This window comes from Arthrobacter sp. 05T45, from assembly GCF_056395875.1.
In genome coordinates this window covers 1-14,802 of sequence record NZ_JBFTKI010000022.1, presented here as the reverse complement: position 1 = coordinate 14,802, position 14,802 = coordinate 1, and the positions used below count along the sequence as shown (strand labels likewise).

The 14,802-nt window shown below is 67.7% G+C and carries 14 protein-coding genes; 6 read left to right on the top strand and 8 right to left on the bottom strand.

All coding sequences use genetic code 11. The annotated features are described in order from the left end of the window. Window positions 1-115: 115 nt before the first annotated feature. Window positions 116-790 (bottom strand): TrmH family RNA methyltransferase, encoded by a 675-nt coding sequence (locus tag AC1DGD_RS17310; RefSeq protein ID WP_476857644.1) that lies wholly within the window; start codon window positions 788-790, stop codon window positions 116-118. A 53-nt stretch (window positions 791-843) separates the two neighbouring features. Between AC1DGD_RS17310 and AC1DGD_RS17305 the strand changes: the two genes are divergently transcribed. After that, window positions 844-1,698, top strand: coding sequence for an HAD-IIA family hydrolase (locus AC1DGD_RS17305; protein ID WP_476850487.1), 855 nt, complete (start codon window positions 844-846; stop codon window positions 1,696-1,698). 23 nt (window positions 1,699-1,721) lie between these two features. Here the strand turns inward: AC1DGD_RS17305 and AC1DGD_RS17300 are convergent, their stop codons facing one another. The 4 genes from AC1DGD_RS17300 to pyrE form a co-directional block, all read right to left on the bottom strand. Then, the gene (locus AC1DGD_RS17300) at window positions 1,722-2,750 is read right to left on the bottom strand and encodes a thioesterase domain-containing protein (protein ID WP_476857681.1); all 1,029 of its coding nucleotides are present in this window, start codon (window positions 2,748-2,750) and stop codon (window positions 1,722-1,724) included. Between the two features lie 149 nt (window positions 2,751-2,899). Then, window positions 2,900-3,445 (bottom strand): hypothetical protein, encoded by a 546-nt coding sequence (locus AC1DGD_RS17295; protein ID WP_223914539.1) that lies wholly within the window; start codon window positions 3,443-3,445, stop codon window positions 2,900-2,902. Window positions 3,446-3,540: 95 nt separating this feature from the next. Beyond that, window positions 3,541-4,314 (bottom strand): GAF and ANTAR domain-containing protein, encoded by a 774-nt coding sequence (locus AC1DGD_RS17290; protein WP_230012582.1) that lies wholly within the window; start codon window positions 4,312-4,314, stop codon window positions 3,541-3,543. A gap of 98 nt (window positions 4,315-4,412) precedes the next feature. Next, entirely contained in the window at window positions 4,413-4,997 is a 585-nt protein-coding gene (pyrE, locus tag AC1DGD_RS17285; RefSeq protein ID WP_476857643.1) for an orotate phosphoribosyltransferase, read from the bottom strand. Between the two features lie 110 nt (window positions 4,998-5,107). Here pyrE and acsA point away from each other — a divergent pair, with 110 nt between their 5' ends. The 5 genes from acsA to AC1DGD_RS17260 are packed head-to-tail and all read left to right on the top strand — an operon-like array spanning window position 5,108 to window position 10,684. Further along, window positions 5,108-6,967, top strand: coding sequence for an acetate--CoA ligase (gene acsA, locus AC1DGD_RS17280; RefSeq protein ID WP_476857642.1), 1,860 nt, complete (start codon window positions 5,108-5,110; stop codon window positions 6,965-6,967). Further along, on the top strand, window positions 6,964-8,034 hold the full coding sequence (gene pdhA / locus AC1DGD_RS17275; RefSeq protein WP_476857641.1) for a pyruvate dehydrogenase (acetyl-transferring) E1 component subunit alpha: 1,071 nt from the start codon (window positions 6,964-6,966) through the stop codon (window positions 8,032-8,034). Before acsA ends, pdhA begins: the two co-directional genes overlap by 4 nt. After that, the gene (locus AC1DGD_RS17270; protein WP_230008216.1) at window positions 8,031-9,011 is read left to right on the top strand and encodes an alpha-ketoacid dehydrogenase subunit beta; all 981 of its coding nucleotides are present in this window, start codon (window positions 8,031-8,033) and stop codon (window positions 9,009-9,011) included. The genes pdhA and AC1DGD_RS17270 overlap by 4 nt, the downstream gene beginning before the upstream one ends. Then, entirely contained in the window at window positions 9,004-10,413 is a 1,410-nt protein-coding gene (locus tag AC1DGD_RS17265; RefSeq protein ID WP_476857640.1) for a 2-oxo acid dehydrogenase subunit E2, read from the top strand. Before AC1DGD_RS17270 ends, AC1DGD_RS17265 begins: the two co-directional genes overlap by 8 nt. A gap of 28 nt (window positions 10,414-10,441) precedes the next feature. Continuing rightward, window positions 10,442-10,684 (top strand): acyl carrier protein, encoded by a 243-nt coding sequence (locus AC1DGD_RS17260; protein ID WP_476857639.1) that lies wholly within the window; start codon window positions 10,442-10,444, stop codon window positions 10,682-10,684. 92 nt (window positions 10,685-10,776) lie between these two features. Here AC1DGD_RS17260 and AC1DGD_RS17255 read toward each other — a convergent pair whose 3' ends face one another. The 3 genes from AC1DGD_RS17255 to AC1DGD_RS17245 form a co-directional block, all read right to left on the bottom strand. Beyond that, window positions 10,777-12,024, bottom strand: a complete 1,248-nt coding sequence (locus AC1DGD_RS17255) for an FAD-dependent oxidoreductase (RefSeq protein WP_476857638.1) — start codon at window positions 12,022-12,024, stop codon at window positions 10,777-10,779. 146 nt (window positions 12,025-12,170) lie between these two features. Then, window positions 12,171-14,444, bottom strand: a complete 2,274-nt coding sequence (locus AC1DGD_RS17250; protein WP_476857637.1) for a gluconokinase, GntK/IdnK-type — start codon at window positions 14,442-14,444, stop codon at window positions 12,171-12,173. Window positions 14,445-14,451: 7 nt separating this feature from the next. Continuing rightward, window positions 14,452-14,802 (bottom strand): enolase C-terminal domain-like protein (locus AC1DGD_RS17245; protein WP_476857636.1); only part of this gene is annotated, 351 nt, incomplete at its 5' end.

Here is a 14,802-nt window from a genome sequence, read left to right as displayed (position 1 = left end):
ACTTCCTTCTCCTCGCGCGTTCGCCTTGCACCGACAGCGTCTGCTGGTTTGCGATCCACGTCAACGGCTCGCTTGTCGGTACGGAACCCCGGGCCACGGACGCCTAAGAGTGGCTTTAGCCCGGGAGCTGGCCGAAGACGTGGCGGCGGATCCAGGCGTGCATCGCGATCGCGGCGGCGGAGGCTGCGTTGATGGAGCGGGTGGAGCCGAACTGTTCGATCGACAGGGTGTCCAGCGCCGCTTCGTGGACTTCAGGGGTCAGGCCCGGGCCTTCCTGGCCGAAGACCAGGACGCAGTCCTTGGGCAGTTCGTAGGTCTCCAGCGGCACCGAGTCCGGGAAGATGTCGATCCCGATGATCGCCAGCCCCTCCCCCTGCGCCCAGGCCACGAAGTCCTCAACGGTGGGGTGGTGGCGGACGTGCTGGTAGCGGTCGGTGACCATGGCCCCGCGGCGGTTCCACCGGCGTCGTCCGATGATGTGGACTTCCTTGGCCAGGAACGCGTTGGCGGTCCGGACCACGGTGCCGATGTTGAGGTCGTGCTGCCAGTTCTCGATCGCGATGTGGAAGTTGTGCCGCTTGGAGTCCAGGTCGGCCACGATCGCCTCGTGCTTCCAGTAGCGGTATTTGTCCACCACGTTGCGCCGGTCGCCGTCCGCCAGCAGGTCCGGGTCCCAGTGCCCGCCCTGGGGAACTTCGCCTTCCCAGGGTCCGACGCCGACCTCCGCCTTCGGTTCCGGCCCTTCCTCTGCGGCGGGGAGGGACGGGGCGGGGATCTCGGGTTCAGTCACGCCTCAACATTAGACTGGGTGACAGGAAGCGGCACACTTAGGCGGAGGACAGCATGGCAGATCAGCGCGAAGAGCATGGTACCGATTCAGACGAGGGCCGTTCGTACGCCTCGATGTACCGCAGCGGCCAGGAAATCGAGTGCTGGCTCACGGACATGGACGGCGTGCTGGTCCACGAGAACCAGCCCATCCCGGGCGCGGCGGAGCTGATCCAGCGCTGGGTGGACACCTCCAAGCGGTTCCTCGTGCTGACCAACAACTCGATCTTCACGCCCCGGGACCTCGCGGCCCGGCTGAGCTCTTCCGGGCTGGAAATCCCGGAGGAGAACATCTGGACCTCGGCCCTGGCCACGGCCCAGTTCCTCAAGGACCAGGTCCGCGGCTCGGAGTCGGGGAACCGCGCCTACACGATCGGCGAAGCAGGACTCACGACGGCGCTCCACGAGGCCGGCTTCATCCTCACCGACCAGAACCCCGACTTCGTGGTGCTCGGCGAGACCCGCACCTATTCGTTTGAAGCCATCACCATGGCCATCCGCCTGATCCTCGCCGGCGCGCGTTTCATCGCCACCAACCCGGACGCCACCGGGCCCTCGAAGGACGGACCCATGCCTGCCACCGGGGCCATCGCCGCCCTCATCACCAAGGCCACGGGGCGCGAACCGTACATTGTGGGCAAGCCCAACCCGATGATGTTCCGGTCGGCGATGAACCAGATCGACGCGCACTCGGAAACCACGGCCATGATCGGCGACCGCATGGACACCGACATCATCGCCGGCATGGAGGCGGGCCTGCACACGGTGCTGGTGCTCAGCGGCATCACCCACCGGGACGATATCGCCGCGTATCCGTTCCGGCCGAACCAGATCCTGAATTCCGTGGCGGACCTCAAGAACCAGATCTGAGCAACACCCCAGAACGCGATACCTCAGAACGCGGTCTTCTTCCCGCCGCCGCCCGGCAGCGGGAAGAGGTCGTCCTGGAGTTTTTCGATGATGGGCCGGTAGATGAACGGGCTCCAGCCAGGGCTCGCGTGCTCCGGCCTCGCCCCGTCGGTGCGCAGGTCATCCGAGACCATGTTGGTTTTGAAGGACAGTGACCAGGTGTCCCGGGCGGTCTCGTAATCCACCGTCTTGTCCCGGGGGTTGCCGATGAACGCCATCTTCGTTTCGCCCAGCTTCCCGACGAAACGGCTGGCCTCAAAGTGGAAGATATAGGCGGATTCGGACTGGATCAGCACGCTGGACGGCGCGATCGGGGACAGCTGTTCCAGTGTCTGGTCCACCACCTGACCCCAACTGCGTTCATTCTTGTGCAGCATCCTCTCGCCGAGCTCATAGCCGCCGCGCAGCACTGTGGGGAAGCGGAACCCGCTTTCGTAGAGCATCACCACACCCTCGAACCAGCTCTGGTCCAGCACGTCGTGCCGACTCGCCGGGCTGGAGTCGAGCAGGATGAACGCCACTTCGACGCCGTGCAGTTCGCGCAGCCGGGCCGCCACCTGGGTTGCCACCATGCCGCCAAAACTATGGCCGTAGAAGTAGAGGGTGGTGAGATTGTGGGCGCGGACGTGCTCGATCACGGCGATGACCACCTCGTCGATGTCCAGGCCTTCGTTGGAATACCCGACGGCGGCGAGCTGGCCCCTCTTGTTCAGGGAGCCGCGCAGCGCGTTCAGGATCCACAGGGCTTCTTCCCAGCTCGTTTTGTAGCCGGGGAACAGGATCCAGCTGGCGTGGGGGTAATACCGTTCGGCAACGTCATCAGGTACTTCGAGGATCCGGCTGACACGCCGCTCGGCCTGCACGCGCTGAGTGAACAGCATGTCCGCCGCCAGCAGCGACGCGGACCCGGCGCCGATCAGGAACGATCGCCGGGAAACCCGTTTAAGCTCGACGGCGCGGCGGAGCATGCGGGCCTCGGAAGCACCGGGGCCTCGCGGATGGTTCGGATCCATCTCGGCCGGCACATCTCTACCGTATCCACGCTTCGGCGGGGATGAGAAACCGGACCATACAGCGGTCCCGAAGCTCAGCGTGGAAGCGCCGCTGGCACGCCACTGTCGCGGTTGGCGCCGCTGGCACGCCGTTGAAGCGCCGTTGCCGGTTACGCGGGTTCGGGCTCGCGGCCGACCTCGCGGCGGCTGATTTCCATGCCGATCTCGTCATAGGTCGCCAGGAGTTCCGAGCGGGCCATGTCAGCGGGATCATCGAGAAGGCCGAACACAGAGTCGCTCGCGGCGAAGAGTTCGTCGTCGGAGAACCGGTTCAGCTTCCGGGTGCCTGAGGGATCGATCGAGGCCGTAAATTCCCCGGCCATGTCCAGAGGTGGCAATGCAGCGGAATCGTCGCGGTGCGCGGTCAGTTCCAGGGAGACTCCACCGGGAGCCGGCATGCCGGCGACCTCCGAGCCGGAGGCCCCGCCGTCGATTGCGTTGAGGTCGTTGCGCAGGCCGGCCAGCGCCGCTGATTCCACGAATGCGGCCAGGCCGAGGTCGACGCGGATATGCGAGATGATCCCCATGCGGCGGATGCGCTGGATAATTTGCATCAGGGAGGGGCGGGAGGCTTGTGTGAGGCTCCCCCGGACACTAATCCGGACGACGTCGGAAACGACATCGAGTTTGACGTGGGCTTGCAGTGTTTGGTCCATAGGTACTCCAAATAAGGATGTCTATGGCCGACGGCTCAACCTCATTCAGCGTATCCGCGCTTGTGGTCGCACACAAGTCATAGGCCGCTGCCGGTTCAGCCAGCCTGCCGCCGGTTCGGCTCTTCGTAGTGCGTCCTGGTAGCCGTTCCGCCGACAGATTGCACCAGTGAGGCGGCGATGTCGCGGAGTTTGACGTTGCCGTTGCTGGAGGCATCGGTGAGGATCCGGACCGCGGTTTCCTGGTCGCAACGGTTCTGGGCCATGACGATCCCGATGGCCATGTCGATCACGGTCCGGGATTCGAGCGTGGCGCGCAGGTTCGTGGCGCTGTCCGTGTGCAGCGAGAAGCGGACTGCCAGCCGCAGCGCCTGGGAGATTTCACGGGTGTACCCGCGGGCCCGGACCGCGACGTCGCCGTCGAACTTGTGCGGGACATCGGAGTACAGGTTCAGGGCCGCCTGGGCTTCGCCCTGGAGGTGGAAAGGCACCGACAACACCGAGCGCAGGCCGTGCGAGGCGACGGCGGAGGCGTAGTCAGGGCCCCAGCGGTCCTCGTCGAAGAGGTCCGGGACGTAGACTTCCCGTTCCTCCTTGGCGGCGGTCAGGCAGGGGCCCTGGGACAGTGAGTACTGGATCTCGTCCACTTCGCGGGCGGAGTCGCTGCTCCACCCGATCGTGGCGGCCTTACGGTCCCGGAGCAGGGTGATTCCGCACAGCGCGTCGTCGCCGGAGCCGGCCACCTGGTGCGCGGAAAAACGCGCGAGTTCGTTCAGGAACGCTTCGAAGTCTGCGCTGTCCAGGATCAGGTTCTGGATCTGGTCGACAGTGTTGACGGAGTCAGCGGTCAAGTCTTCAGGGGGCGGGAGCATGTCGCGTTTCTCCAGATGCGGGTACGGACGGGGGGTATTTAAGAAATGATAAGTCACCCCCTAGGCACCGTCCACCCGCGTCAGCTGAGGGAGAAACGCTAGTTGAGGCCCAGTTCGTCCTTGCCGAAGGCGAAGAGGTACGGAACGCCGGCTTCGGCCTCGATCTTTTCCTTGGCTCCGGTGTCGCGGTCCACGATCACGGCGACGGCCACCACGTTGCCGCCGGCCTTGCGGACGCCTTCGACGGCGGTCAGCGCGGACCCGCCGGTTGTTGAGGTGTCCTCCAGGACCAGGACCTTGCGGCCCTCGACCGAGGGGCCTTCCACCTGGCGTCCCATGCCGTAGGACTTCTGCGCCTTGCGGACGACGAACGCGTCCACCGGGCGGCCGGCGTCGACGGCGGCATGCATGACGGCCGTGCCCACCGGGTCCGCCCCCATGGTGAGTCCCCCGGCGCACTCGAAATCGATCCCGGCGTCCTCCATCAGCGAGAGCATGACCTGCCCGACGAGTTTGGACGCCTCGTGTTGCAGGGTGATGCGGCGCAGGTCGATGTAGTAGTCGGCCTCGGCGCCGCTGGAGAGGATGACCTTGCCGCGGACTACGGCCAGTTCCTTGATCAGTTCCAGCAGTCGGGCACGGGCAGCGGCAGCGTCGGCTGCGAAGTCACGGGTGGCAGTCATGGCTCCCAGTTTAGTGGCTGGTCCGCCGCGGATTCCCAGCCGGGGTCTTGCACGTCGGTCCGGGACCTTTTGCTCTGGGCGGCACCGGCACACGGGAGTCGGATGGAACCATGACGGCAGGAACCGAACCATCCATCCGCTGGCCTGCGATCACCAAAGACATCGGCAGTTTCCGGGTCCGGCCGAACCTGGTGGATTATGACGCGGCGTGCGCGGCCTTCACCTGGGATGAGGCCCGGCGAGCCCTATCCGGACTCCCCGGTGGCCGCGGCCTCAACATCGCCTACGAGGCAGTGGACCGGCACGCGGCCGGCAGCACGGCAGGACATGAGGCCTTGCGGTTCGTCCGGGCCGATGGCAGCACCCACTCCTTGAGCTACGCCGAACTCGCCGAACAGACCAGTCGCTTCGCCGGCGTCCTGCGCAGCCTTGGCGTCGGCCGCGGGGAACGGGTCTTCTCCCTCACCGGCCGCGGCCCCGCCCTGTACATCGCGGTGCTCGGCACGTTCAAGAACGCGAGCGTGTTCTGCCCGCTGTTCTCCGCTTTCGGTCCCGAGCCGGTGCGGCAGCGCCTCACGCTGGGCTCCGGCCGGGCGCTGGTCACCACGCGGGCGCTGTACCGCAGGAAGATCGTCCAGCTGCGCGGGCAGCTCCCGGAGTTGCGCCACGTCCTGCTCATCGACGCCGACGGCGATCCCGAGCCCGGAACCCTCGACCTGGCCGCCCTCATGCGCCAAGCCCCGCCGGACGGGGAGATCGCGGCCACCCAGCCGGAGGACATGGCCCTGCTGCACTTCACGTCCGGCACCACCGGCACTCCCAAGGGCGCGATACACGTGCACGACGCCGTGACCGCCCACCACGCGACCGGAACCTTCGCCCTGGACCTGCAACCCGGAGACGTCTACTGGTGCACGGCCGACCCGGGCTGGGTCACGGGCACCTCGTACGGCGTGATCGCACCCCTGAGCCACGGCGTGACGGCCATCGTGGACGAGGAGGAAATGGACGCCGACCGGTGGTACCGGATCCTCGCCGAGCAAGGAGTCACGGTCTGGTACACAGCCCCGACGGCCTTGCGCATGCTCATGAAGGCCGGAGCCGACCGCGCCGCAGGACACGACCTCTCTGCCTTGCGCTTCGTCGCCAGCGTCGGCGAGCCGCTCAACCCGGAGGTTGTGGTGTGGGGGCAGGAGGCCTTCGGCCAGCCGGTGCACGACAACTGGTGGCAGACCGAAACAGGCGGCATCATGATCTCGAACTACGCCGCCACCGAGATCCGGCCCGGCTCGATGGGCCGTCCATTGCCCGGCGTCGAGGCCGCCGTCGTGGCCCGGGATGCGGACGGCAAGCCCGTCATCCGCGACGGCGAAGCGGTGCTGGTCACGGACCCCGACTCCATGGGGGAACTGGCCCTCCGGCCCGGCTGGCCCTCCATGTTCCGCGGCTATCTGCACGAAGAGGAGCGCTACCGCCGCTGCTTCGCCGGGGGCTGGTACCTGACCGGGGATCTCGCCAAACGCGACGCCGACGGCTACTACTGGTTTGTGGGCCGGGGCGACGACGTCATCAAGTCGTCGGGGCACCTGATCGGCCCGTTCGAGGTGGAGAGTTCCCTCATGGAGCACCCGGCCGTCGCCGAGGCCGGCGTGATCGGGGTCCCGGACCCGGTGGCCGGCGAGGTGGTCAAGGCCTTCGTTGAACTCCGGACCGGCTGGGAACCGTCCGGGGAGCTGGCCCTGGACATCATCGGCTTCGCCCGCAAGCGGCTGGGCCCCGCCGTCGCGCCGCGGCTGCTTGACTTCACCGCCGCACTGCCCAAGACCCGCAGCGGGAAGATCCTCCGGCGACTGCTCAAGGCCCGCGAGCTCGGCCTGCCCGAGGGCGACACCTCCACCATCGAGACGCCCCCGGTCCCGCCAAACCCGGCCCGCATAGAGCCGGCCAGCACCGAACAGGCACCGAAATGACCGGTACAGCGAGCCCACGCGGAGGCCCTTTGGACGCGGCCCACGGCCAGCACCTGCTGCTGCAGATGTTGCGCGTCCGCCAGCTCGAAGAGAAATGCGTCGAGCTGTACAGTGCAGCCAAGATCCGCGGCTTCCTGCACGTCTACATTGGCGAGGAGGCTGTCGCCGCCGGCGTCCTGGCGTCATTGGGACCGGAGGACGCCGTCGTCGCGACGTACCGGGAGCACGGGCACGCGCTGTTGCGGGGCGTCTCGGCCGAGGCGATCCTCGCCGAAATGTACGGCTACGTTGAGGGGTGCTGCCGTGGCCGGGGCGGGTCAATGCACCTGTTCGATGCCCCCACCCGCTTCTTCGGCGGCAACGCGATAGTCGCCGGGGGCCTACCTCTCGCCGTCGGCCTGGCACTGGCCGACAAGATGGCGGGGCGCTCCAATGTCACGGTGTGCTTCTTCGGCGAAGGCGCGGTGGCCGAAGGCGCATTCCACGAGAGCCTGAATCTGGCGGCCCTGTGGCAGCTGCCCGTGCTGTTCTGCTGCGAGAACAACCTCTATGCCATGGGTACCGCCCTGGCCCGTTCCGAATCGCAGACTGACATCGCCCTCAAAGCTGCCGGCTACGAGATCCCCGCGTGGGCCGTGGACGGCATGGACGTCCTGGCCGTCGAGGAGGGTGCACGCCGCGCGGTGGACGCCGTCCGCTCAGGAGGCGGTCCGCACTTCCTGGAGTTGCGGACCTACCGTTTCCGGGCCCACTCGATGTTCGATCCCGAACGCTACCGGACGAAGGAGGAGGTGGCGCGGTGGATGGAACGGGACCCGATCACGCTGCTGCGGACCGCGCTGGAGTCCGCGGGCCACCTCTCGGCCGCCGAGTGGGAGCAGCTGCAGGCGGACGCGCAGGCGGAGATCGCGGCCGCCGTCGAGTTCGCCGAGGCCGGAACCCCGGAACCGGTGGAGGAACTGACCCGCTTTGTCTACAGCGAGCGCGGCGCCGAAGACGGCGCGGGCACAGCCACTGGCGCGGGCACAGCCGGGCAGCCTGCCGGGAAGGCCGCAGACACGCCATGAAATCGAGCTACCGAGAGGCGCTACGGGCGGGCATCCGCGACGCCATGATCCGCGACGAACGCGTATTCCTGATGGGCGAGGACGTGGGCGCCTATGGCGGCTCGTTCGCGGTCAGCCTGGGCCTGCTGGAGGAGTTCGGCCCGGACCGGATCCGCGACACCCCGCTCTCGGAATCCGGGTTCGTCGGTGCCGGGATCGGCGCGGCCCTGGGCGGCATGCGCCCGATCGTGGAAATCATGACCGTCAACTTCAGCCTCCTGGCGCTCGACCAGATCGTGAATAATGCCGCCACCTTGCTGCACATGTCCGGCGGGCAGTTCCACGTCCCGCTCGTGATCCGTATGACCACCGGTGCGGGCCGCCAGCTCGGCGCCCAGCACTCGCACAGCCTCGAAGGCTGGTACGCGCACATCCCGGGGCTGCGGATCCTGGCCCCGGCCACCCTCGAAGACGCCCGCGGCATGCTCTGGACGGCGCTGCAGGACCCGGACCCCGTGCTGATCTTCGAGCACGGCTCGCTGTACAACGTCCCCGGGGAACTGGCCGACGACGCCGGCCCGGTGGACATCGGCACGGCAGCCATCCGACGCCCCGGCAACGACATCTCGCTGATCACCTACGGCGGGACCCTGCCCGTGGTGCTCGACGCCGCGGAACAGCTCGCCGCCGAAGGGATCGACGCCGAGGTCCTGGACCTGCGCACGCTCCGCCCGCTCGACGACGCCGCCATCCTCTCCTCCGTGACCAGGACGCACCGGGCCGTCGTGGTCGATGAAGGCTGGCGCAGCGGCAGCCTGTCGGCCGAGGTGAGTGCGCGGATCACCGAGCAGGCGTTCTTCGACCTCGATGCGCCGGTGGCCAGGGTCTGCAGCGCCGAGGTGCCGATCCCCTATGCCAAGCACCTGGAACTCGCCGCCCTGCCGTCCGCGGAACGGATCGTGGCCGCGGCCAAAGCAACAGTAGGCGCCGGTGGGTGACTTCCTGATGCCCTCGCTCGGGGCCGACATGGAGCACGGCAAGATCGTCGAATGGCTGGTCAAGCGCGGTGACTATGTGCGCCGCGGCGATCTCGTGGCGGTCGTGGACACGGACAAGACGGTCATGGACGTGGAGTCCTTCCAGGAAGGCGTCGTGGCGGACCTCCTGGTGGGCATCGGCGAAACCGTTCCGGTGGGAACCCCGCTGGCCGTGATCACCCAGACCCCTGCCGAGGTCGGGGCTCCAGTTCGTGCGGCTCCCCCGGCGGGGGCGCCGTCGAAACCCGCTGCTCTCACGCCGCGGCCCCCTGAGCCGGTCGGGCCGACGGCGGGTCCCCCGATCGCCCCTCCCGTGCGGCACCTGGCGCACCGGCTGGGCGTGGACACGGGCAGGATCCAGGGCACCGGCAAGGACGGGGCCATCACCCGCGCCGACGTCGAACACGCGGTGGCGGCCCGGACCGGCGGGACGGGCAGGGTGCGTTCGTCGCCGCGGGCGCGTCGGCTCGCCGCGGAACTCGGGATCGGGCTTTCCACCGTGACCGGCACCGGCCCGGACGGCGCCGTGACGGTGGCCGACGTGCAGCGCGCAGCAGCCAGAGTTCCAACGCCGGGTCCCCCGGAGCCCGGTCGGGTTGCATCCGCGACGGAACCCCCAGCTCCGGAACGCGTCGCGGCCGTACTGGAAGCGCCGGAGACACCAGCTAGAGGGAGGCCGACGTCGGAAGCCCGCGAGCGCGTTGCCAGCCTGCGTCGGGCCATCGGAGCCCTGATGACGCGCTCGAAGCAGACCATCCCGCACTACTACCTCAGCACCACGCTGGATCTGCGCACCGCCGTCGGATGGATGCAGTCGGTCAATGCGCACCGGCCCGTCGCCGGCCGGCTGGTGCCGTCGGCGCTCCTGCTAAAAGCCGCGGCTCTGGCGGCACGGGACGTCCCTGAGGTCAACGGCTTCTACGTCGACGACGGCTTCCGTCCCAGTGCGGCAGTGCACCTGGGCGTCGCGGTGGCCCTCCGCCAAGGCGGTCTGGTGGCCCCGGCAATCCACGACGCCGACACTCTGCCCCTGGACGTGCTCATGGAGCAGCTGCGGGATCTTGTCAGCCGGGCACGTGCGGGGCGTCTCCAGCGCGCCGAAATGGCCGATCCAACCTTGACCGTGACCAACCTCGGAGACCTCGGCGTAGACAGTGTCTACGGCGTGATCTATCCGCCCCAGGTGGCCATGGTGGGCTTCGGCCGGGTGATGGAACAGCCCTGGGCCCAGGACGGGCTCCTCGGGGTCCGGCATGCCGCCATCGCTACGCTGTCCGCGGACCACCGGGTCAGCGACGGCCTGCGCGGCGCCCGTTACCTCGCCCGGATCAACGAGCTGTTGCAGGAACCGGAGCACCTGTGACACCCAAAGCCAGGAAACCGGAGGAACCATGAACGAACAGGACGCCCGCGCGGCGGTGCACGCCGCGATCGGCGCGGTGGCCCCTGACGTCGAACTCGACGACGTCGACGAGGACTCCCGGCTGCGCCAGGATTTGGAACTCGATTCGCTTGATTTCCTGCGGCTCGTGGAAACGATCGACACGGCCACCGGCGTGGACATTCCGGAGCGCGACTACCCGGCGGTGGCTACCGTCAAGGGCCTGATCGGCTACCTCACGGCGCACGGCTAACCGCATCGGTTGCTCCGTAAGCGCCCTTTTGGAGGCTCCAAGGGGCGGTTACGGAGCAATCGACGGGGCGCCGGCCGGCGGGGAAAGCACGGCTAGGGCTGCGGCTGGGGTTCGGCCCGCCGCGCGAAGGCCGGTGCGTGCTCGGGGCGCGGGCCAAAAGCGATGAAGCGGGGAATGATGGTGCGGAACACCGGAACGTGCCGTGCAAAGAACAATGCCGCGGCCGGAGCCTTCGACCGCTTCCCGGTCAGGATCGGGCCGAAGACTGCCCTCTGCATGAGCCGTTGGACGCTCTGCACAATGACGGTGGGCAGCCGGCGCCGCCGCTCGACTTTCTCCAGGTCTGCCGTGGTCACCCGGCCCCGGAGCAGTACGGGGGCAAGGTACTCGGCGGCGGCGGCCGCGTCCTGGATGGCGAGGTTGATTCCGACGCCGCCGGCCGGGGACATCGCGTGCGCGGCGTCCCCGATGAACAGCAGCCCGTTGATGTGCCACGAGTGCAGCCGGTTCAGCCGCACGTCGAGCCAGTGGAGGTCATCAAGGGATTCGATGGCGTCAACCCGGTCCGCAAGATCCGGGCGGAGGGCCGCCACCCGCCGTCGGAAGCCCTCGACGCCTTCCGCGCGGATCCGGGCGTCGGCGCCCTTGGCGGCGAGGTAGCCCATTTGGTAGTAGTCGTTGCGGAACAGGGCCAGCAGCGCCTCGCCGGGGCCGAACGCCGGCACGAGCCCGGCCACCTCACCCGTTTCGGAGGGATAGCGGGGCAGCCGGAACCACCACGTGTCGAAGGGTACCGGGAACTCCTTTGGCGCCAGCCCGGCCGCGGTGCGCAGCGCGGAATGGCGGCCGTCCGTGGCAACCACCAGGTCCGCCAGGAGCTCGTCCTGTGTGCCGTCGGCGGTCCGGAAGCGGACTCCGCGGACACGGCCTCCGTTGCGGACCAAGCCCGTGGCGGTGTGGCTCATGAGCAGCGTAAACCCCGGCTCCTGGGCTGCGGCGGCGGCGAGGAAGTTAAGGAAATCCCATTGCGGCATCATGGCAATGTAGTTGTAAGGCGGCGGCAGGGCGTCAAAGTCGCCCATGGTCACGGGCGCCCCGCCCGGGACCGGGAAAACGACATTCTTCAGGCGGCTCTGCGGCAACCGGCGGAACTCCCGGCCGAGTCCGAGTTCGTCAATGAGCCGGATCGTGGACGGGTGCACCGTGTCGCCGCGGAAGTCGCGCAGAAAATCGGCGTGCTTCTCCAACACCGTCACCCGCACCCCGGCCCGTGCCAGGAGCAAGCCCAGCATCATCCCCGCAGGTCCACCGCCCACCACCGCGCATCCGGTCTTCTCCATGGCCCCACGCTACGCCTGCGCGGGGTGCCGCGGGAGGGGTTTTTCGCGCAGGTTTCGGGCTTTCGCGGCGCAAAATCCCCTGCGCTACGGGAATCCTCGTAGCGCTGGGTATTTTGCGCCGCGTCAGGTCAAAAACGCAGCGCGGTTCAGAGCCGGGTGTCGAAGGAGTCGCAGAAGACGTTCTCGTTGAACGTGCCCTGGAACTCCGACTTGCCCTGGATCTTCTCGATGGCGGCCCGGATGGCTGCCGGCGTGCCCGCGTGGGCGTGGATGGCGGTCTTGACCATCGGCACGTCAATGAGGTGGTTGGGCTGGTTGAGCGAGACGAACACCGTGGGGACCTCGGTGGTGTACCAGGGGATCTCGGCGGCCATCGGCGTGGACCACTTGATCCGGATCGCTGCCTCCTGCGCGAAGCCCTTCACATTGGCAAACACGAACGCGGCGTCATATTTGTCCGCGTAGTCGCCGGTGGCTTCCTCGGAGATGACGGACATGAAGTTCACGCCTTCCTCCCCTGCCGCCTTGCGCTGCGCCGCCGTCTTGAAGAGGTGCACCTCAAAACCGGCCCGCTCCAGTTCCGCGGCCACCACATCGAGGTAGGCCAGGGGATCCGCCATGGTGAAGTCCGAGCCGCCGGAAATGCCGTACAGCCGGATCCGCTTGTGCGTCCGCGGTGTGATGGGCAGGTTCTGCGCAGTGTCCTTCACCAGGGTCACGGTCTTGTCCGCAATTTCGGCGGCGATGGCCAAGTGCGCTTCGCTGCCGATCTTTGCCAGCGCCTCCGCCGGCGGGACGAGGGATTCCCGCGCGGCCTTGTGCAGTCCGAGCGAGGCCTTGAGGGCCAGGATCCGGCGCAGGGCATCATGCAGCCTCGCCTCGGTGATGACGCCGGACTTGTAGCCGTCCAGCATGTACCCGAAATCCTCGGCCGGGTTCCGGAAGAACAGGAACATGTCGCACCCGGCCGCAATGGTGGCCGGGACGAGCTCGCTGCGCTTCATGGCCTGGGTGAGGCCGATCATCTGGGACGCATCGGTCAGGATCAGCCCGTTGAAGCCGAGCTCGCCGCGCAGCAGGTCCTGGAGGAGTTCCGGCGCCAGGGTCGCGGGCAGGATGTCCTCCGCCGCGAGGCCCGGGCGGAAATGCCGTGACAGGTCCGGTGCACCGATGTGCCCGACCATGATGGACTGCACGCCGTGGCCGATCATCTCCCGGTACACGTGCCCGTAGGTCGCGTTCCACTGCTCGTAGCCGAACGTGTTGTAGGACGTGACCACGTGCTGGTCCCGCTCGTCCAGGCCGTCACCGGGGAAGTGCTTCATGGCGCACACGGTGGGCGATTCGCTGATGCCGTCGAAGTACTCCTTCGCCCGCTCCACCACGATTTCCGGGGTGTTGCCGAAAGCCCGGGTGGAGATGACGGTGTTGCGCCAGTTGTAGTGGATGTCCACGATCGGTGCGAAGGCCCAGTTGCAGCCCAGCGCGGCGGTCTCCACCCCGGCAACGCGCCCCATCTGGCGGGCGATGCCCTTGTCCGGGTGCGAGCCCGCCTGCAGGTGGGTCGAGACGAACGTCCCGTCGTCGCAACTGCCGGCGCCGCCCATTTCCGGGTTCGATGCGATCAGCAGCGGCACCCGTGTCTTGGACTGCGCGTACCGGATGTGCTCCTGCACCTCGGCCGACGGCCCCGGCCGGTACCGCATACCGCCCACGTGATACTGCTCCAGGACACCGTCGAGGTATTCCGGGGAGTAGTCGTTGTTGTGGTTGATGAACAGCTGCCCGATCTTTTCCTCGTCCGACATGGAGCCGATGGTGGACTCCACCCACGCAATCGCGGCATCGTCGAGGTTGAACGGCGCGGCCTTCAGGTCCACCAGGAACCGGGTGGCTCCGCCCTGCAGCCCGTCAAGGGCCGCAACAGTGTCGTCAACGATCTGGTTCACTGGCGTGGCGATATCCACTACAACACTCGCTTCATCCGTTTGGAGTTCTTCCAGGGTTTCGAGCTGCGAATCCAGCAGCGAGAGCGGCATGAAATGGCCCGGACGCGCTGCCATGCGGCTGCCGAGCAGTTCCCGGGTCCCGTGCAGGTGCACGAACACCACGGAGGAGTCCCCGCTGCGGATGATGTCGCGGTAGGAACGCTTGAGCGCGCTGCACGCGATGACCAGGCCGGAGTCCGACGCCGCGAAGCGCCTGCCGACCTCGGCCAGCCAGGGTGCCCGGTCGTCGTCGTCCAGCGGGGTACCCGAGGCCATCTTGTCGATGTTCGACTGCGGGTGCAGCGAGTCGCCGTCGAGGAATTCCGCCCCCAGGCGGCCGGCGATGGCCGCGCCCACGGTGCTTTTGCCGCAACTGGTCACGCCCATGACGACAATGTGGGCGGGACCGGCGGGCATCAGATCACCAGTCATGGCCAGATCACCAGTCATGGACGGTGCCGTCGACGAGGCGGTTGTAGGGCAGGTAGGCCTGCTGGTAGGGGAACGCGGCGGCGGCTTCTTCGTTGAATTCGACGCCGATGCCGGGCTTGTCGCCCGGGTGGAGGTAGCCGTCGACGAAGGTCATGGATTGTTCGAAGACCTCGTTGGTCGCATCCGAGTGCTGCATGTATTCCTGGATGCCGTAGTTGTGGATCGCCAGGCCCACGTGCAGCTGCGCGGCGAACCCGACCGGGGAGATGTCGGTGGGGCCGTGGAAGCCGGACTTGATCTGGTACTGCGCGGCGTAGTCCATCACCTTCTTCAGCGGGCTGATCCCGCCGAAGTGGGT